The 19,495-nt window shown below is 36.2% G+C and carries 14 protein-coding genes, 1 tRNA gene and 2 pseudogenes; 9 read left to right on the top strand and 8 right to left on the bottom strand.

The window, feature by feature from the left end:
• The first annotated feature begins 18 nt into the window (after nt 1-18).
• From ETSB_RS02610 to ETSB_RS02600, 3 genes are all read left to right on the top strand, one after another.
• Nucleotides 19-1,197, top strand: a complete 1,179-nt coding sequence (locus ETSB_RS02610; protein WP_052470612.1) for a Ycf66 family protein — start codon at nt 19-21, stop codon at nt 1,195-1,197.
• Nucleotides 1,198-1,424: 227 nt separating this feature from the next.
• Nucleotides 1,425-2,030 carry a DUF1517 domain-containing protein gene (locus ETSB_RS02605; RefSeq protein WP_044106101.1) on the top strand — a complete coding sequence of 202 codons (606 nt, stop codon included), beginning with the start codon at nt 1,425-1,427 and terminating at the stop codon, nt 2,028-2,030.
• Nucleotides 2,031-2,057: 27 nt separating this feature from the next.
• On the top strand, nt 2,058-2,903 hold the full coding sequence (locus tag ETSB_RS02600; RefSeq protein WP_044106098.1) for a hypothetical protein: 846 nt from the start codon (nt 2,058-2,060) through the stop codon (nt 2,901-2,903).
• Between the two features lie 1,717 nt (nt 2,904-4,620).
• On the opposite strand, the gene ETSB_RS02595 is transcribed toward ETSB_RS02600, so the two are convergent.
• Nucleotides 4,621-4,693: transfer RNA gene (locus ETSB_RS02595), tRNA-Ala, on the bottom strand.
• Between the two features lie 112 nt (nt 4,694-4,805).
• On the opposite strand from ETSB_RS02595, the pseudogene trhO reads away from it, so the two are divergent.
• The 3 genes and pseudogenes from trhO to ETSB_RS08805 form a co-directional block, all read left to right on the top strand.
• Nucleotides 4,806-5,510: pseudogene (trhO, locus tag ETSB_RS02590) on the top strand (oxygen-dependent tRNA uridine(34) hydroxylase TrhO); the annotation flags it as partial.
• A gap of 65 nt (nt 5,511-5,575) precedes the next feature.
• The gene (locus ETSB_RS09845) at nt 5,576-5,713 is read left to right on the top strand and encodes a hypothetical protein (protein WP_171816381.1); all 138 of its coding nucleotides are present in this window, start codon (nt 5,576-5,578) and stop codon (nt 5,711-5,713) included.
• 45 nt (nt 5,714-5,758) lie between these two features.
• Nucleotides 5,759-6,013 (top strand): hypothetical protein, encoded by a 255-nt coding sequence (locus ETSB_RS08805; protein WP_052470611.1) that lies wholly within the window; start codon nt 5,759-5,761, stop codon nt 6,011-6,013.
• Between the two features lie 108 nt (nt 6,014-6,121).
• Here ETSB_RS08805 and rpaB read toward each other — a convergent pair whose 3' ends face one another.
• Nucleotides 6,122-6,853 carry a response regulator transcription factor RpaB gene (gene rpaB / locus ETSB_RS02580; RefSeq protein WP_044106096.1) on the bottom strand — a complete coding sequence of 244 codons (732 nt, stop codon included), beginning with the start codon at nt 6,851-6,853 and terminating at the stop codon, nt 6,122-6,124.
• A gap of 239 nt (nt 6,854-7,092) precedes the next feature.
• On the opposite strand from rpaB, the gene radA reads away from it, so the two are divergent.
• Nucleotides 7,093-8,592 carry a DNA repair protein RadA gene (gene radA, locus ETSB_RS02575; RefSeq protein ID WP_044106095.1) on the top strand — a complete coding sequence of 500 codons (1,500 nt, stop codon included), beginning with the start codon at nt 7,093-7,095 and terminating at the stop codon, nt 8,590-8,592.
• Between the two features lie 83 nt (nt 8,593-8,675).
• Here radA and ETSB_RS02570 read toward each other — a convergent pair whose 3' ends face one another.
• Nucleotides 8,676-10,433, bottom strand: coding sequence for a hypothetical protein (locus tag ETSB_RS02570; RefSeq protein ID WP_044106093.1), 1,758 nt, complete (start codon nt 10,431-10,433; stop codon nt 8,676-8,678).
• Between the two features lie 964 nt (nt 10,434-11,397).
• Here ETSB_RS02570 and ETSB_RS02565 point away from each other — a divergent pair.
• Together ETSB_RS02565 and cobT are read left to right on the top strand one after the other, a co-directional pair.
• Nucleotides 11,398-12,177 carry a DUF2232 domain-containing protein gene (locus ETSB_RS02565; RefSeq protein WP_044106091.1) on the top strand — a complete coding sequence of 260 codons (780 nt, stop codon included), beginning with the start codon at nt 11,398-11,400 and terminating at the stop codon, nt 12,175-12,177.
• 72 nt (nt 12,178-12,249) lie between these two features.
• A pseudogene (cobT, locus tag ETSB_RS02560) lies at nt 12,250-13,328 on the top strand (nicotinate mononucleotide-dependent phosphoribosyltransferase CobT).
• Between the two features lie 753 nt (nt 13,329-14,081).
• Here the strand turns inward: cobT and pstB (ETSB_RS02555) are convergent.
• The 5 genes from pstB (ETSB_RS02555) to pstS all read right to left on the bottom strand — a co-directional run bounded on the left by pstB (ETSB_RS02555) (nt 14,082) and on the right by pstS (nt 19,121).
• A complete protein-coding gene (gene pstB / locus ETSB_RS02555) occupies nt 14,082-14,876 on the bottom strand; it encodes a phosphate ABC transporter ATP-binding protein PstB (RefSeq protein ID WP_044106088.1) in 795 nt (264 codons plus the stop codon).
• A gap of 102 nt (nt 14,877-14,978) precedes the next feature.
• A complete protein-coding gene (pstB, locus tag ETSB_RS02550; protein WP_044106087.1) occupies nt 14,979-15,788 on the bottom strand; it encodes a phosphate ABC transporter ATP-binding protein PstB in 810 nt (269 codons plus the stop codon).
• Nucleotides 15,789-15,824: 36 nt separating this feature from the next.
• On the bottom strand, nt 15,825-16,643 hold the full coding sequence (gene pstA, locus ETSB_RS02545) for a phosphate ABC transporter permease PstA (protein ID WP_044106086.1): 819 nt from the start codon (nt 16,641-16,643) through the stop codon (nt 15,825-15,827).
• Nucleotides 16,644-16,771: 128 nt separating this feature from the next.
• Nucleotides 16,772-17,740, bottom strand: a complete 969-nt coding sequence (gene pstC, locus ETSB_RS02540) for a phosphate ABC transporter permease subunit PstC (RefSeq protein WP_044106085.1) — start codon at nt 17,738-17,740, stop codon at nt 16,772-16,774.
• A 220-nt stretch (nt 17,741-17,960) separates the two neighbouring features.
• On the bottom strand, nt 17,961-19,121 hold the full coding sequence (gene pstS, locus ETSB_RS02535; RefSeq protein WP_044106083.1) for a phosphate ABC transporter substrate-binding protein PstS: 1,161 nt from the start codon (nt 19,119-19,121) through the stop codon (nt 17,961-17,963).
• Nucleotides 19,122-19,495 lie beyond the last annotated feature (374 nt).

The following is a 19,495-nucleotide window of genomic DNA, read 5'->3' as shown; positions in this document are numbered from 1 at the left end:
AATAAAATAAGAGGCAAGATGCCTCACAATGATAAAGAAAATACCCAAGGAGTAACCCATTCGATGTTGGCCTATATCCTAGCAATTATCATCGCCTTCACTAGCATAATTTTGTATCTATCAGCTTTCTTCTTATCAAGATTGCATCGCCAAGATGACTTTCTTTGGAGTGCTATTGGTTTATTTTATGCCCTAGTTTTGTGGGTATGTGCTGAACGCATTACTGGTGGAATCTTATTGGGACAGTCGGCGGCAGTGATTTTAGTAGTATCCTTCGGGTGGCAAACTGTTCGGCTGAGACGAGTGATCGCTTGTCCAGAGGACCCAACTGCTCTCACTAATTTTTCCATCCTAAGTTGGGTAAAAAGCCGTTTAGGAAGCAAGAAAAACTCTAATGTTGCCGATACTCCATCCCCAGTGGTAGAGACGATAACAGAAGCAAAAGACTTCCTTACCAGAGAAGTTAATCTACCAATCTCTAAAGAAGTGTCTACAGAAAAAGATACCTTCCCAGAAATGGCAGAAACCTTTATTCAAGAGTCAACAGAAGCGATTGCCCTGATAGGAGAAACAGAAACCCTAGAAACCTCTTCCCAAAAAACACCTGAATCATTAATTTCGGAGGAAAAACTTCCTTCACCCCCACTGGCGGAAAAATCAACAGAAGAACCAATAAAAACCCCTATTGTAAAAACCGAATCCAAATCCTCTACGACCATTGAATTAGAACTCAAAAAACCCAAGCAGAAGGGCTTCTCTCTAAGTTTTCTTCTAAGTTCTCTATTTAGGTTTATCAGATTGAAATCTAAACCGTCATCGGAAATTATTACTGAATCATCTAATCAACAAGAATTAAACATAGAAAAAGAGGACTGGAAAAATTCTGAGACTTTGGAGAAACAAGAAAAGTTTGAAACAATTTCTCAAAAAAAAGCAGTGATAGAACATGAAGTAGCAGAAGCATTAGGAGAGCGAGAAGAATTGGCAATTCAACAAGTAAAGAAAGAGAATTTTAATTTTTTAGAACAGCCCCAAGCAACGAAAATAATTGTTGAAGGGACAGAAATGACCTCAGAAACTTGTAATATTGAACAGCCAAAAGAAAATAAACAGGAAACCTCAAAAGAATCTATCCTTTCTAAGGAAATTGCCTTAGAAAGATGTAAAGAAACACCAACAATGATCGCAGACGATTAATCTCAAACCAGTGGGTCTTACATTATAGAAAACTTCCAAGAGACTAACTTAGACACAGATAATCTTGAGACAGAACCATCTACTTCCGGTTTCTTTTAAATTTTTGCCCCAGAAAAAGAAAGAAAGTCAGACAAAAACAATAAAAAATAAAGTTAGCTGTTAGAAGTCATACGTTAAAAATTTCCCTCTCTCCCGCTTAATTCTCTATAGTTAAGGAAAACACTATTATGAGTTCTTTAGGTAATCGTTTTAACAAGTTAACAGGGAAAAACCGTTTTGTAGTTTCTCGTATTTTCATCCATCTTGCAGGAGATGAAGTCGCTCCCCTTTTAGGGGTTCTCAACCAGACTGCCCAAAACGCCCTAGAATCCGAAGGAGATTTAGGGGTGTTAGGAGAAGGCTTAGTTAGCATCTGCCAAAAACTCTTAGAGATGTCTATTTATTGGCGATCAGCCGCCAATGAAGGAGATGTTTTTTGGAAAGAAGAAGAGGCGGGAGATTATATCACCGAACTATTCACGGATTCTGCCCAACGTTACCTCAGTGAACCAGAATTTGATAGTTTTACCAGTGAGGAAAACGTCCCCTTATCTCTTCCCATGACCCGTAATGTGGTTGTTATGATTATAGTGGCTTTTAAAGGTGAAGCGCCTGAATTAGAAACCAGTTTAGATGATCGCTTAGCTTTAGAAAAAGGACTTAAAGCTCTTATTAACCTTAATTATCAAGGAATTTTAGAAGCAATACAAGTACACTTTTCCCCCGCCCGATTAGGTGATGAACTTACCAATGATCAGTTATTACTTAATTTCTCAGAACTAATCTCCCTATAATCAACCCTAGTCTAATAATCTAAACTTATGCAACGCAGATTCATTACTATTTTGATGATTGTAGCCCTATGTTGGACGACAATAGCCTGCAATTCATCAACCACTTCAACCCAGTCTTCTTCCACCCCTAAGAATTCACCGGTTATTTCTCCTAACCAAGTGAATAAAGGAACTTATCCAGTCCAACAGGCAAGCTATGACGATGCTGATGGAACCTATACTCTGATGCTTTTAAACACGCCCCCAGGAACATCTTCTGTCTATCAGACTGCTGACTTACAAATGGCACAATTGACAGATGAACAAATTGCTAATGGGGACAAAACCTCAGTCGAAGTGACCGGAAATGAAGCTATCATGTCCCTCACCAAAGACTTTAAAATTGAATACGTCCATACCGTAACTGAAACCCAAACTAATGCTCAAACTGGACAACCCCAAACCGTAGTAGTGAATCGGGAATCTAATTTTTGGACTCCTTTTGCTGGGGCGTTAGTGGGTCAAGCGGTAGGCAGTTTACTGTTTAGCCCTCGTTACTATGTTCCTCCCATGTATCAACCAGGAGATATAATTAGGGGATATGGGGGTTCCGGAAACACCTATACTCAAGCAGTTGATAGCTACCGAAGTAAATACAATGCTCCCCCTGCGGCTGTGCAAAATCGCGAAACCCTACGGACTTCAGGAAATCTAAGACGGTCTCCTTCTACCCGCAAAAGTTCCCTTGATTCTAGTAAATCAAGTGGTTCGGGGGTGGGCTCGAGTAGGCTAAGAACTTCTGGAATGTCTAAACCAACTACTCAACGCAAGAGTGGTTTTGGTAGTAGTTATCCTCGGTCGCGTTCTCGTAGTTTTGGTAGTAGAAAACGCTAACTTTTGAGCCAAAACCTGGTTTTTAAGCCTCACCATTTTAGGGCGAGGCTTAATCTTTAAACAAATTAGAAATGGCAAGAAAAAATTTGTAAAATCTTCACTAAGACTATCAGTCTCATAAAATAGAAATGATAAAAAATCGTTGATAAATGAAGTTTTTAAGGAAAATGTAATTAATGATGTAACACAAACTAAAAACATTTAGATAGTTTGATAACTCAAAAAGAAGTAATCAAATAGTCTAGTGAACATTATCAGTTATGCCAAGACCTTAAAAAGTGATTAAAATAGTACAAAAAAGAGGCAAAACGTATGTCGTCTATTTAAGACTATTCGTAATGTCTTATATTTACTGCTCAAAATGGCAAATAAAACAGGAAATTAGGCAAAAATTACTAACACCCAAAATATACACTCAAATTAAGGATAAAAATGATAAAATCTAAACAAAGATGGCTTAATTATCGGGCAGTAATTTTACTAAATAGAATATCAACTCTAAGTGCTAAAAATCAGGAATAAGCAGAAAAAAATTATCCATACGATTATAATTCTAAAAGATAAAAATGCTATGTACTAAATACTGTATACTAAAATACAAAAACAAAGGGGCTAGTTGGATTAGTATCTTAAAGAAAAAAATCTTTACCACTATAACTGATGTGCCCTTTTTTTACTAACTACTTACACAAACTGAGTAATTATTTATTTATCTTTGCAGTAAGTTTCAGTTCAATTTTTCCTTAATGTAAAATCATCTATTTTTTTCGCTTTTTTTAGGAGACGGAATAATCCTTGTCCTCACTCTTGTTTCTTTCTATTGTCAAGTTTTTGAGTAAAAACTTGACAAATTTTTTAAGACAAAAAATAAGAAATTAGATCATTATCGATTAGCATGAATTATTATATTTTTTCATAGGAACTATTCAAGATATTGAATACCTTCTTCGATATAAGTTCTGGTTATTTTATTTATTGAATAAATACATAAGTATTTTAATTTTTAAATCATCTATTAAATTATTTTTCTAATTAAATTTTATGATAGTTTCATCCAATATGTAGTTTTTAAAACTTTATATCCTCTTGGATTTAAACATAATATTTCTGTTCTTTTTCTCGTTCATGATGACAATGAGCAATGCAAAAAATTTATTGTTATGTTAATGCTATCAGTATCATTGTCATCATGATAGTTATTGAAATAAATCCTATCAAAAAAATCCGGCTCTTACAACCTAAGTTTGATAAATTTGTAGTAAACAAAAGCTAAAAGTTATGCAATGCAAAATTTTAAATTTTCTAAAGACTAAATTGTTATAACATTGAAAATATTGAAGTTACAGAATGCAATTAAAAAATAAGTTTCAGCAGTTACCATTAGCTACTAATTCATCATACTCAATCTGGAAGAGTCAAAACTATCAACAAGGCTACTTTAGTGACTTTCGATGAAATACCTTTAGTTTATGAATAAACTCCTACCACTACCACCTTGAGTTGCTTATAAATGTTTGTATTAATTCATTCAAAGGTCTAAATGATTACGGGGCGGCGACATCTAATCAGTAAACCCAATTTTATGGCCCTATTTAGGAATCAGTTAATCAAACGCTAGGTCAAATCGCAAGAAACCAAAATCCTGCAGCTCCCCGATTAAAAAAGAAGAATACTGCATGAAAATACCTAAAAGACAACTCATAAAAGTACAGCCTGATGGAGGTAAGCGGACTTGAACCGCTGACGTCCTGCTTGCAAAGCAGGCGCTCTACCAACTGAGCTATACCCCCAAGCCACCGAGCAGACAATTTATGAGAAGTCTTTGACAAGATAAATCATTTACTTTTGTTATTATACACATAGAATTTTTAAAATGACAAGTTTTTTGAGAGCCAATCTACCATGAATCAAATCGTCGCTACCTTCTATAAATTCGTGAGATTAACAGATTTTAATATAAAGCAAAAACCTTTACTAGAACTTTGTTACCAAAAAGCCATTAAAGGTACAATTTTATTAGCCCAAGAAGGAATAAACGGAACAATTGTGGGGTCTCGTCAGGGACTTGATGCTGTAATAGATTACTTACATTGTGATCCTCGCTTAACTGACTTGGAAACCAAAGAAGTCTCTACAGAGTATTTACCGTTTAAAAAAATGAAAGTTCGACTAAAAAAAGAGATTGTTACTCTAGGAATTACAGACATTAATCTAGCTAAAAATTTCGGTACCTATGTTGATTATAATGACTGGAATAATTTAATTTCTGATCCAAAAATTTTAGTTATTGATACGCGTAATAATTATGAGGTAGAAATGGGAAGCTTTAAAGGAGCAGTTAATCCTAAAACTAATTATTTTCGTGAATTTCCCAATTATGTTGCTCAAAATCTTCATCCATCCAAACACAAAAAAATAGCTATGTTTTGTACAGGTGGAATTCGTTGCGAAAAAGCCACTTCTTTATTAGTTAGTAAAGGCTTTAAGGAGGTTTATCAACTCAAGGGGGGAATTTTAAAATATTTAGAGAAAGTACAATCAGAACAAAGTTTGTGGAACGGAGAATGTTTCGTTTTCGATAAAAGAGTGGCGGTTAAACATAATTTATAAAAAGTTAGAGTTAGCGAGACAACAAGGAATAAATTATAAAATACTGAATTAAAACTACGAATTTGCTAGTTTCTTCATTAGTTACGGCTGGAGTTCAAAAATTAGTTTCTCTTGTACTGTTTGGTTATCATGGCAAATTAATCAAATTAGCTGGAGGAATTTTTCATACTCATCATCATTTAGTTGATAGAAGATTATAAATCTGAGTTGCTCACGGAACTAAAATAGGTTGTATAAGTACTAAGTTGCAACAGCTTTTAAAAAGTTCTACTACGGAAAATAGATTAAAATTATTGCGGGATTGTGATGAACAAATGGGAAGTAATTGGACTGAAAAAATATATCAATCTATAGCTCAGACCATTGATCAAAGAAGTCAAGTTTATATGCGTACTGACGTTGACGTGAGAGTAGAATCAGTCTTATTTGGACGTAATCGCTCTATTATTGTTAGCAGTAATCACGGAAAATTGATTATGAGTAATGAAGTCTGCAACTAGCAAAAGCATTGTGTAAAATATCCGTACACCAAGTTTGGATTAACTTTATACATTACATAGAAACTGAGTATTTTGTCCCCGCCACAGCTCGAGCTTGACGGGGAATGATCAAAACTTTTCTCCTGATTCTAAAATACGTTGAAAGAGATAGCCAGTGCCTCTAGCTGTCAGAATCAACTCAGGATTACTCGGATCATCCTCTAATTTTGCCCTGAGACGGGAAATATGAACATCTACTACACGGGTATCCACATGACGTTCGGGAGTATATCCCCAGACTTCCTGTAGAATTTCTGAACGAGAAAAAGGCTCACCTGATCGACTGACTAACAGCTCTAATAAACTAAATTCCATCCCCGTCAAGCGGATACGTTCATCCCCTTTGTAAACTTGACGTTTGTTCGTATCAATTCTAATTAACCCGATATGAATGACTCCTGAACTGGGAATTCCCGGAGTTCCATTCTTGTCAGCCCGTCGCAACACGGATCTAATTCTTGCTTCTAATTCCTTAGGAGAAAAAGGTTTAACTACATAATCATCAGCCCCCAACTCTAACCCCGTAATTCGATCAGCAACATCTCCTAAAGCAGTTAACATGATGATGGGGATGTCCGATTCTTTGCGTAATTCTTGACATACACCATAACCATCAAGCTTAGGCATCATGACATCCAAAACGACTAAATCAGGATCAGCTTTATGAAAAGTGTCTAAGGCTTCTTCTCCATCGGCAGCTGTGACCACATCATAACCAATCATAGACAAACGAGTTTCTAAAATACGACGGATGCTGGCTTCATCATCAACCACTAGAATTTTCTCTTTATGAATTTCCAATTTCTCCAGTACTCCTTAAATGTAAAATTTCTGAACTTTCTTTAAGTTATATAATGATGTTTCTGCTTCTAGAATATCGCTTTCCCATTATGATTAAGTCAATAACTATAGATTATTTTCCCGTAGTAACGATTTTTAACGGAATAATGGAACAGCATACCCATTATCATCTTTTAATTATTTTGGACTCGGACCAGCTAGTTTTTTAAGTTTTTTTAACCTTTCTTAAAAAAGGCATTATGGCAAAATCTCGGACCATTCATATTTGTAGTGCCTGTGGCGCAGAATCTTCTCAGTGGTTTGGCAAATGCTCTAGTTGCGGAGTTTATGGAACTCTGGAAGAACAAGTTATCAACCCTAACTCCAATCTATCAGGGGGAATTTTACGGGGAGGATGGCAATCTAATATCCGTTTACAGAATACCTCCGCTATACCTCCTCAACCCCGAATTTCAATTCCTTTTTCGGAAATCACCCAAGAGGAACAATTTAGGTTTCCGTCGGGATACGAAGAATTAGACCGAGTTCTCGGTGGAGGTGTGGTTCCTGGTTCTCTTGTTTTGATTGGGGGTGATCCAGGAATCGGGAAATCTACTCTATTGCTACAAACGGCTAACCAACTGTCCCAAAGATTACCTCGCATTCTCTATGTATCTGCCGAAGAATCAGGACAACAGGTGAAATTAAGGGCCTCTCGGTTAGGGGTCAAAGAAACAACAACGACCACTGATGTTAACAGTAATGCTCAAGAACTCAAAAACTCCAAATCAGCAAATTCAGAGACAAACAAAACTCATTCCAACCTTTACATCTTATCAGAAACAGATTTGGAAGAAATTCTGCGAGAGTTAGAATCGTTAAAGCCACAAGTTGCTGTTATTGATAGTATTCAAACTCTCTATTTTGCTGCCTTAACTTCAGCTCCCGGTTCAGTCGCTCAAGTCCGTGAGTGTACTTCAGCGTTGATGCAAGTGGCTAAACGGGAGAACATCACTCTACTGATCGTTGGTCACGTAACTAAAGAAGGGACGATTGCAGGACCAAGAGTGCTTGAACATTTAGTTGATACAGTCCTATATTTTGAGGGTGATCGCTATGCTTCCCATCGTCTTCTCAGGTCAGTTAAAAATCGCTTTGGGGCGACTCATGAAATCGGAATTTTTGAAATGGCCGAACATGGGCTAATAGAAGTTACTAACCCCTCGGAATTATTTCTGGGCAGCCGCGATGAATTTGCTCCAGGAACCGCTACAGTGGTTGCTTGTGAGGGAACTCGTCCTTTAGTGGTAGAGTTGCAAGCATTAGTCAGTCCTACGAGTTATTCTTCTCCTCGTCGTTCCACTACTGGAGTTGATTATAGTCGCCTACAACAGATTTTAGCCGTCTTGGAGAAGCGGGTAGGAATTCCGTTATCAAAATTGGATGCTTATGTAGCCTCTGTCGGTGGGTTAGGGGTGGAGGAACCAGCCGCTGACTTAGGAGTGGCAATTGCTGTAGTGGCTAGTTTTCGTGATCGAGTAGTTGATCCTCGTACTGTCTTGATTGGCGAAGTGGGACTAGGGGGACAAGTTCGGCTGGTATCTCAAATGGAACTACGTCTTAAAGAAGCAGCTAAGTTAGGCTTTAAACGAGCAATTGTACCTAAAGGTCAGACTTTTGCTGATGATATTGGACTAGAAATTATTGCGATTAATAAAGTGATTGATGCTATTAGTGTGGCTATTCCGGCCCAATATTAATTTGGAAAAGAAATACTAGATATTAATAACGAACAATAAAATTAGCATTAATCTAGCTCTGTAGGCTGTTGTGCATTGTTTATTTAAAGAAAATTTGTTATGTAAACCAATCCTTGGGTTAATTTATTTTCTGATTGTTTTTTTTGCTTTAAAATAACAGGCTTTTTAAAAAATTTTTTCTGTAACCAAGCATATAAAATATAATCAACTGTCTCTATTTCTTTTCCACAAAGAATAATTTGTCCTATTTCATATTGAGAAGTTTCTCCTAAACTAAAAAGATTATTTAAAGTTTTATTTATTTTTTTGATCCAGTGAGTAGTAATCTGCTGTATAAATTCCTGACGAGTGACGCCCCAAGATTTTTCTCCTAACGAAGAAATAAAACTATCTTGTTGTTTTAAAATAAGTCGAGTTAATTGAGCTACTTCTAGAAAAGTATTCCCTAAAGGATGATTTTTTAAATGTTGACTAAAAGTTTCTCGTAATAATAAGTCAGTACTTCCCACTTGTGGAAAATATAATTGAAGACGGGATGATATATTAGTAATTTGAGATTGCCATTGGGGATAAATAAGTTGACACAAAATATCTTGATCTATCGAGCTAAAAGCATAGGTTAGTTGTCGACTAATTAGACTAGAAAAAGGATTTTTAACATTCACTAAAGCTAATTCTGTTATAGTTTCTTCTACATCAATAATTAAGGTATTTCTAGTTGTTTCAGCAGGAGAAAGATAACTAAAAGCAACAGCGATTGCTTTAGGGACCCAGACAATCTGATCTGAAGTTGACAACGAGTAAGTATCTAAAATTAGACTTTGAAGATGGGTGCGATCAACCAAATTCCATTGACCAGGACAAACTACAATAATTCCCTGCAATTCATTCATGATCTGAGCTACAGAATATTGTGTTTCCCCTAGAGTAAAAGAGGTTGTTTGAGCCATTAACTGAGCTTTGAGAGTCTTTAAAGCTAGTTTCCATGTGGCTAAAGGACTCATTACATCTTCTGATGTAACCGACGAAAGGTTAACTGTTTCTTCTAAAGTAGAAATTACTGCATTAGGATTGGTTGTAGGGCTAAATTTCAATAAAACAGATGTCAGTTGCTCAGAAGTTAAATCAATTCCTAAAAACCATCTTTCCCGAGTAGACTTTACCCTGGTAGATTGTTCAGGAAGTGACGAAGTTAGAGTAGTTCTATCCGCCGTTGTTTCTAATTGTTGCTGCAAGTGATTATAATAGTCCAGAAATTTAGCTTCCCTCCGCCCTTCAAAACTATGTTCGATTCCTTGAGCTAAACAATCGGAATAGGTTTGTAAGTCTTGTTTAAGACTGTCTAAAAATTTTTTTAGGTCCAAATCTATATGACCGATTAACCTTTCTGAAGACATTTCGGGAGAAACTGAGAGATTGTTTAAGTAACCTTTACCGAAACAGTCACTTTTTTGAGAATTAGAAAATTGTCCTTCGATAACTTGAGTGCAACCGATAGTTAACTTTTCTAAAAATTCAGACATCATTTGTTGTCGTTTATATTCTAACTGCCGAATTTCTTGAAGCAGAGACTGTCTTTGGTCGCGTAAATTCTCTAGGTCATTTTCCACGGATTGTACCCAGAGTATTATTGGGGTCTCCAGTCTTTTTAAAACATCTTCGATTAGTCTTTCAGTCCTTTTTTGATAATTTTCAGGCTTCTTATAAGACTGATGAGTGAGTAAATAATATCGTACTCTCTCTAAGAAAGCTAACAGGACTGAATCGTCTGATAACTGACTATCCCAAAGAATTTCCTCAAGGTCAGCAATCAAAATGGCAAGATCGTCTTGAAAAATCACAGTTACTCGCTAAAGATCTCATAAAAAAGATTAAATAGAACAAACTAACTTTTAAAAGTTAACAATCAGGCTGACAATTTTTGCTAGGCTTAGCATAACAGATAGATCAAAAATTCGCTTGAGCATTAAATAAAAAACACCACTATCATGAAAACATTGATATTAAAGATTTTTGTAAAATAATTGGGTAGCCCGGTTCATTTCATTTGAGAATTTTGAGTAAAAATCTATATCTATAGTGTTGAAGTAAAAGAAGTTACTTTCATATCTCATAGGTAGAGGATAAATAACTACTTTAGAAGAGATTTCTCATTCCACAGGTGTTGTTGCCCTAACAACTATGACTGTTAGCAGTATTCCTACCCCAAAATTTATTAGTCTTTTTTATAACAATCTAGTAATAGACATTCTAGTAATAGGCATTTCTTTGACACAAGTGATTGCTAAATGTATATGTATGGTAACTGAACCGACGACTGTGTTTACGCGAACCCAGTAATTCATCGCGGATAGCTGATACTCTGTTATTCTCAGTAAATGGACGAGAAGCAACAACTAAACACGACATAAAAATTGCTGACTTACCTCATCGAGGATTAGTTAGTATTAGTGAATTAGCGAGGAAACCCGTAACGCAGTCACTTACCAAAGGAGAAAAAAAGGTTTAATTACGAGAATACGATATTCTGTGTATTGATAATACAGTCTTGGCTAGACTAGCCGTGACAACATCATAATTTAAAAAACTGAAAGTATTACTTTTCAAGTGTTTCAAAATTTTAAGGATTTAATTGTTGCAGCAATCAATTTTTAAAAATTATAAAATGCGCTTACAATAATAGTTTTAAAAGTTATTAGTTGTTAACATGTATTAGACTAAGTCTAGAATAATTAAAATATGTATTACTTAGAACAGATTATCACTTAAGTTTTTCTTGTAATTACAATGAGATAATTTTTAAACATGAACTACTCTTCTGATAATGCTAATCCAGAATCTGATTGGGAATCTAAGGCTTTAACTAATAGTGATTCTAATTGGGTTGATGATGACCCTCAAGAAAAAGTTACTGCGCCTCCGTCTAACCTCAAAAATATTCAACATTTATCCCTGTCTAAAATTAAAAAAAGTAGCACTCTAGCAATGGTGGAAACAGCTTTTTTAGCTAGTGTTTGTAGCTTGATTTGGTTGATTAATTATTATTTTCCCATCGGTCCTTTTTTAAAGATTTTCTTTCCTATTCCTATTGCTTTAATTTATCTACGATGGGGATATCGCGCCGCTTGGATGGGAGCATTAGTATCTGGGTTACTATTAACAGTGTTAATGGGGCCTACCCGTAGTGTTATTTTTGTGATGCCCTATGGCTTGATGGGGGTTCAATTAGGATATTGTTGGCGACGTAAGACAAATTGGCTATTTTCTATGGTGACAGGGGCGTTGATTGGGACATTCGGCTTCTTTTTTCGTTTCTGGCTATTTTCAATTTTATTAGGAGAAGATTTATGGCAGTATATGATTATTCAATTCACTCAATTGGCTCAATGGTTATTTATTAAATTAGGAATTTTATCTCAACCTAGTTTTTATTTCATTCAGTTACTCACTATTGGAATGGTTATTTTAAATAGTTTAATTTATTTATCTGCTGTTCATTTAGTTGCCTTATTAGTTTTAGAAAAACTAGGAAATCCTATTTCTAAACCTCCTAGATGGATACAAATAATTTTAAATTATAGGTAATAAGTAATTACTGAATTTCTCAAGAAAGTAAAAGTTAATTCATGAATTTATTTTTTAAATGGGTGTTTAAAAATCAGTTATTCAAGTTTATGCACAACAAAAAAAGGTGAACAATGGCTGGAATCTCATCAAACCTATGACCCAGTTTTTGCTTGCATTTTAGGGTTTACATCCACAGGATTAATCCCAGGAGTTTCTGCTGCTGGGCTACGCCAGAAGACCGAAAATATACCGCGATTGCGGATACAGAATTTTTATTTAAGGGGATTAAATCTCATTATCAACATCCTTTCCCTCCCTTAACTAAAGGAGTTTCACCAGTATTTATTACCCGCGCTATTCTAGAAAATCTTAATATTTACTCCTATTTATCTGTTTAATGTCTATTTACCGTTTCTTCTCCCTGTTCCTAATTTTCATTTAAAAGGTGTTAGTGCCAATCGTGTCACAACAGGAAAAGCCTTACCTTTAACTGTCATTAATCATCTATTTCAGCAAGGGCTAGAATAGGGAGAAAAAAGGGCTAAAAAATACCCAAATTCTTATTTGATTCTGAGTGAATGTGTTGTGGGAGGAACTACTACTGCCCTGTAGATTCTAACAGGATTAGGTTGCAATGTAATTAAAAAAGTTAATAGTAGTGATTCTAAATGCAATCATAAGCAAAAATGGTCTGTTGTTGAGATGGAACTTACTAAAGCCGTAATTTACCCTATTTTACAGCCGATTAGTCTCTTTTATTTTGTTGCCGCCGCAAATATGGCAATCACCGCTAGCCATCGGATAAGGATACTTTTAGCTGGAGGGAGCAAAATGTTAACGGTCTATGCTTTTATCAAGGCAATTGTCAAAAATTTCCAAAAAAAGCTAATCTAGACCAAATTATTGTAGAAAAAACTTGTTTTGTCGCCGAATACTCTACAGAGGATACAGTAGGATTAGCTAAGATGATCAGTGAAGTTTTCCTCTTAGGGACTCAGTTGAGTTTTACTAAGTCTTTCTATCCTCAATGATCAGTGTATGAACAAGGATTTGTTAAAGAGGGCGTCGGGTCTCGGGGATGTGCAATCGCCGCTAGCTTATCATATCAATGGACTCAGGAAAACCTACTACAGGCGATTGAATCTATAGTAAGTACTAAAAAAGACTGAAAATTAATATTTAATATAGCGATGAGAAGAAATATAAACGATGCTTAATCATCTAGAAGTTAGGGTTGAGTTCTTTAAACTTACTGATAAACAATTATATCAACTTTGCCAAGATAACCAAGATTGACAGTTTAAAAACATCTCGACGGACACCCGATAATTATGCCATTCTCTGAGAAGGAACAGGAGAAAAATTTTAGAACTACGGCAAAACTGTGGAACTGAGATCAAAATAATCATTTAAAGACTACTTTTGATTTATTAAAAGATTTTAGGTTCCCTAATAGCGCAGATAGAGACCCTGATAATGCTTAGATAACTTTAGAAAAATGGAACTATCGAAACCTCAAACAACGAAGAAAATTAATTAAAAATATGAACAGTGGAAACTCCTTGGTAAAGGAAAAAGGTCTAAATATTAGATATTTATAAAACTTTATCAAAAGAGGATATATTACTTAATATTATTTGAAATTTATCATTAATCTGATGAAACTGTTTTGCTCGAAAAAAGTAACAATAAAAAGTATCCAGGTTAGTTTTCTTATCTCTTATTTTGATCTGCTGTAGAGCAATTTATCTATTTCAAAAGTTGGGTATAAACAGTACAATTATCTACAATACCCACTGTGTCCAATTACGGTACAGATAAAAACTTATTCATTATTCCTTAATACTAAAGGGTGTCTAATCCACTCGGCAAAGTATCGGATTTTTTAAGTGCCATAAGTCAACTGAGAGCCTATCTCAGTTTTAACCAAACCGTCCACTTACGTAATCCCTAGTTGTTTCCTGGGCAGGATTTTGAAAAACAATCTCTGTTTCGTCATATTCTGCTAAATACCCTACTTTTTCTTTTTTGTCAGTAACTTCTACATTATAAAAGGCAGTAAAGTCAGATATCCGTGATGCTTGTTGCATATTGTGAGTAACAATAACAATAGTGTATTGTTGCTTCAATTCGTGAATTAGTTCTTCGATTTTAAGGGTGGAAATGGGATCAAGGGCGGCACATGGTTCATCCATCAAGATTACTTCTGGTTTGACGGCGATGGTTCTCGCAATACACAGACGTTGTTGTTGTCCTCCGGATAAAGCAAGTCCACTTTGCTTTAATTTATCTTTAGTTTCATCCCATATTACAGCTTTTTTCAAAGATATTTCTACCAATTCATCCATATCCCCCTTAAATCCATTTATTCTTGCCCCAAACGCAATATTTTCGTAAATAGATTTGGGAAAAGGATTTGGCTTTTGAAATACCATGCCAATGCGACAACGTAAGTCTATAGGATCAACTTTATCGGCATAAATATTGTTTCCTTTAAAGGTTATTGTACCATCAATCCTAGCACTGGGGATTAGATCGTTCATCCGATTAAAACAGCGGAGAACAGTACTTTTTCCACAACCTGAAGGGCCAATGAAAGCTACAACTTTATTTTTGGGAATCTCTATAGAAACCTCTCTGACTGCCAAATTAGTACCGTAAAAAACATTAAGTTTTTGGGTTTTCAAGACTGTTTCTGTTGCTACATCAGCTACCATAATTTTTTGTTGTACCCCCCTACAATAGAGACAATATTGAAGTTTGTACAAATTAACTATACAGTTTTTACCTACTTTTCTACTTTCCTCTCTTCATTTTGTCTAACCAAACCGGCCGCTAATATAATCTTTAGTATCTTGTTGATGAGGACTACCAAAAATAATCTGGGTTGTATCGTATTCTACAAGATAACCGATCTTGCTTCCTTTCTCAGCTGCTTCTGTATTAAAAAAAGCGGTTAAGTCAGCTACTCGTGTTGCTTGCTGCATGTTGTGAGTGACAATTACAATAGTGTACTGTTCCTTAAGTTCGTGCATTAATTCTTCCACTTTTAAGGTCGAAATAGGGTCAAGAGCTGAGCAGGGTTCGTCCATTAGAACAACTTCTGGTTGAGCAGCAATAGTTCTCGCAATACACAGACGTTGTTGTTGTCCCCCTGATAAAGCAAGTCCACTCTGCTTTAATTTATCTTTAACTTCATCCCAAAGGGCAACTCTTTTTAGGGAAGTCTCTACTAATTCATCAAGATCTCCCTCGTAATTATTTATTCTCGCTCCGTAAACGATGTTATCGTAAATAGTTTTTGGGAAAGGATTAGGTTTTTGGAAGACCATTCCGATCCGTTTTCTTACTTCTACAGAATCAATATCAGGTGCATAGAGATCTTGTCCATGATAGGAAATAGTTCCCGTTAGGCGAAAGATTTCGTTTAAATCGTTGAGTCGATTTAAACACCGTAGAATAGTGCTTTTTCCACACCCTGAAGGACCGATAAAAGCAGTTACTTGGTTTTTAGGAATGGTAAAAGTAACATCTCTAACCGCGTGATAATCTCCATAGAAGATATCAACATTTTCTAAGCTAAAAACTGTCTCTGTCTTAATAGAATCCGAAATCTCGTTATCTATCATCAAAGTCCTCTACTACTATTAACTGTTCACTATCAATTAATGAGTTTTCTGTCGAGTTGCCCAACGAGCAGCCACATTGGTAATTAAAACTAACAAGACCAAAATTAAGGACCCTGCCCAGGCTAATTCTTGTTGGGGCTTAAAAGGGACAATGGCATAGTTATAAACTAACACTGATAGAGTGGCAATAGGTTCAAAGATGCCCTTAGGCCAAAAGTTAGAAAACAAAGCAGTAAAAATTAAAGGAGCGGTTTCTCCTGCAGCACGGGCAATCGCTAAGGTTACCCCAGTTAAAATAGCAGGAACAGCCGCGGGAAGAACAACTTTTAAGACTGTTTGGTAATTATAAGCTCCCAGTCCAAAGGCCGCCCAACGGATTTCTTGAGGAATAAGTTGTAAGGCTTCATCGGTCGTCCGGATAATAGTTGGTAACATTGATACAGCTAAAGCTACTCCTCCTGCAACGGCAGAAAACCCTACAATTTTTGTTGAAACTAATAAACCATAAGCGAAAATGCCAGCAATAATTGAAGGAACTCCACTGAGAACATTGGTTGCAAAACGAACCCAACGGGCCATTTGATTCCCTGCGCTAAATTCCGATAGATAAACGGCAGTGAGTACCCCAATAGGAACAGAAATAAGAGTCGCTAAACCTACAGTTAGTAAAGTGCCAAGAATAGCGTTAGCAATACCTCCTTGTGACAATCCAGGCGGTGGGGGAAGCTTAGTAAATAAATCCAGGTTAACTTGTTCTAATCCCTGAAACATCACGAAGATAAGAACCGAAAACAATGGTATCAAAGTGATAATCATACATAAAAAGGTTAAAAACGTCCATAAACTATTAAATATAGCCCGGGGACTGCCTAGTTTTTTTTTATACTTAAACTAATCTCGGTTGTGCTTGAATCAGTCATTTTTTTAAAAAAGTAAAACGCTAGAGACAGAGGATAGAAAGCTTAATTTTTGCTATTTGTCTATTACTGATACTTGGCTCGCACCTGAGTTACAATGCAATCGGCTGCAACATTAACAATTAAGGTCAAAACCATTAAGACCAAAGCAGCATACATCAGGGCAGCAACCTGCATTCCTGATGCTTCAGCAAATTGGTTGGCTAAAAGAGAAGAGATAGTGTTTGCTGGTTCGAGTAGAGAGATGCTGATTTTATTAGCATTCCCGATAATCATCGTAACTGCCATAGTTTCCCCCATGGCACGACCGAGAGCTAACATAATTCCCCCAACAATTCCTGAAATAGCTGACGGAATCAACACACGAAAAATTGTTTCCCAACGGGTTGCTCCCAAGCTTAAAGAAGCTTGGCGTAATTCAGGGGGCAAAGAAGCTAAAGAATCACGGGAAACTGCAGTAATAATAGGAAGAATCATAATAGCAAGGACAATTCCTGCAGGTAACATTCCAGGTCCAGCAGGAGGGGTGGCAAAAAAAGGTACCCAGCTAAAGTTGTTGTGTAACCAGGAACTAATAGGGTTGATAGTGGGAATTAGGACAAAAATACCCCATAGCCCATACACCACACTAGGAATGGCGGCTAACAGTTCCACCATTACCACTAAGGGAGTGCGGAATTGAAGAGGGATAAAATTCTCACTTAAAAACAGTGCCGTTCCTATCCCTAAGGGAACGGCACTGAGTAGGGAGATGAAGGAACTCATCATAGTTCCATAAATAACCGGTAACGCCCCGAATTTTTCCTTTCCTATAACGGGATTCCAAGCACTGTTGGTAATAAAGCCAAGCCTGTAGGTTTGAATTGCTGGCCAGGCTCGCATAATAATTACAATGGCAATGGACGATAAAATCAACCCAATACTGACGGCAAAGGCTAAAGTCAACCAAATAAAACCAGTATTGAAAGTTTTCTCCAGAACAGAGCGAACGCCAACTCCAGTTTGTTTAAACTTAGAAGCAGTAGGTGTAATCATAAATTAAGAATACTCAGGTCGAAAGTAAGAAATAATAGTTTGACTTGATGATTTGTTTACCTGAGTTCAGCATAAGTCAAGCTTACGGACAATTTGCAGCAATCAGAAGTCCCTATTTCTAATTTTTGCGTCGAAATATCCCTGAACTCAGGTTGTTTATTTTTTTAGAAAGGACTAGGAAAAATTTATAAGTGATTTAATCCAGCCAATGTTTAGGACATCAATCTAGAAAATTGTCTGTTTGTTTGACCTTAATAGTGTAGTCTGGGCTAATTACATCAGCAGCAGCGGCTATTTTCTTTTTGATACTAGGAGGCAAAGCAACATAACCTAGTTCCTTACTAGCTTCTTGTCCATAGTTTAACGCATGTTCAATCATGGCCTCCATAGCGATAGCTTTTTGGGGATCGTCATATTGCTTGTAAGCCAGTATCCAAGTATAGGTCACAATGGGATAGGATTGATCTCCTTTAGGGTCGGTGATAAAAACTCGTAAGTTTTCAGGAAGAGTAACCGCATCTAAGGTGTGTTCGGCTGACTCGTCACTAGGCTCTATATAGTTCCCTGATAAATTTTCTAAGGCTGCCATGGTTAACCCATTATTCTTCGCATAGCCATACTCAATGTAGCCGATAGCTCCTTCATTTTGTTGAATAGTGGCAGTTACCCCTTCATTTCCTTTGCTACCGATAAATCTTCCTTTAGTGGTAGGCCATTCTACACTTTTTCCTTGGCCAATCATAGTTTCCCATTCTGAACTAATCGCACTCAGATGCTTGGTGAAGACTTCAGTGGTTCCACTACCATCAGAACGGTGAACGACGGTAATTGGTTGATTAGGTAAGCTTAAATCAGGGTTAGCTTCAACAATTTTGGGGTCACTCCAGTTAGTGATACTGCCTTGCATGATTCCTACATAGGCTTCCCGAGACAATTTCAGCCCTTGAACCCCAGAAAGATTATAAGCTATTACAATACTTCCGGCAGTCATAGGGAGCAATATCACCCCTCTAGAAACTTTTGCGATTTCTTCATCTTTCATGGCTACATCACTAGCACCAAAGTCTACCGTCCCGATGGTAAATTGTTCTACCCCTGCCCCACTACCTATAGACTGATAGTTAACTTGAAGCTCAGGAATTGCACTATTAAGTTGAACAAACCAGTTTTGGTAGAGAGGTGCGGGAAAAGATGCCCCTGCACCAGTCAGAATGACCTTACCTTCTAATGGAGGTTTGTTTATGTTAGTAGCCGTTCTCTCGATAGAGCTATCATCATAAGTAGTGCCACCACAAGCCCCTAAACTTACTATTAATGCCAGTATTGATAGGGAAGATATTAAACGAAAAGGACGTTGTTCGAGTTTGAAAAAGTTTAACATATTTGGGTGTTTTGTAAATTGAGTTACTTACACAATGAACATTCACACAGAAGTTAACGAATTTGGGTAAACAATAGGTTAAGAAATATAGTTCTTAGTCTAGGTTTGATGAACTATTTGAGAAAAATAGATAAATCTTCAGGATTTATTCATTTTTAAATTAGCTCTTAACTTTTAGGATTATGGTGTAATTTTGTAAGGTAAAGCTTGAACTCTTAAATTGACTTTGATTTAAGTTTAGATTGCTAAAAATTGTTTAACAACCATAATGAAATAACGTATATAGTCACTGTATTTTTGATAGAAAATAAATTGTAAGATGATCTACAAAGTTTATATATTTTAATGATCCTTTATATATTAAAAAGGCAACC

This window comes from cyanobacterium endosymbiont of Epithemia turgida isolate EtSB Lake Yunoko (genome assembly GCF_000829235.1).
Taxonomy (GTDB): Bacteria; Cyanobacteriota; Cyanobacteriia; order Cyanobacteriales; family Microcystaceae; genus Rippkaea.
The sequence above is the reverse complement of the archived record's forward strand: the minus strand, read 5'-3'. Positions and strand labels throughout refer to the sequence as shown.

Excerpts from the sequence above, each read along its gene's own strand:
- radA (WP_044106095.1), top strand. The coding sequence starts at position 7,093 with ATGGCAAAATCTCGGACCATTCATATTTGTAGTGCCTGTGGCGCAGAA.
- pstC (WP_044106085.1), bottom strand. The coding sequence starts at position 17,740 with ATGATTACACCTACTGCTTCTAAGTTTAAACAAACTGGAGTTGGCGTT.
- ETSB_RS02605 (WP_044106101.1), top strand. The coding sequence starts at position 1,425 with ATGAGTTCTTTAGGTAATCGTTTTAACAAGTTAACAGGGAAAAACCGT.
- pstB (WP_044106087.1), bottom strand. The coding sequence starts at position 15,788 with ATGATAGATAACGAGATTTCGGATTCTATTAAGACAGAGACAGTTTTT.
- ETSB_RS02610 (WP_052470612.1), top strand. The coding sequence starts at position 19 with ATGCCTCACAATGATAAAGAAAATACCCAAGGAGTAACCCATTCGATG.
- ETSB_RS02600 (WP_044106098.1), top strand. The coding sequence starts at position 2,058 with ATGCAACGCAGATTCATTACTATTTTGATGATTGTAGCCCTATGTTGG.
- pstS (WP_044106083.1), bottom strand. The coding sequence starts at position 19,121 with ATGTTAAACTTTTTCAAACTCGAACAACGTCCTTTTCGTTTAATATCT.
- ETSB_RS02565 (WP_044106091.1), top strand. The coding sequence starts at position 11,398 with ATGAACTACTCTTCTGATAATGCTAATCCAGAATCTGATTGGGAATCT.
- pstB (WP_044106088.1), bottom strand. The coding sequence starts at position 14,876 with ATGGTAGCTGATGTAGCAACAGAAACAGTCTTGAAAACCCAAAAACTT.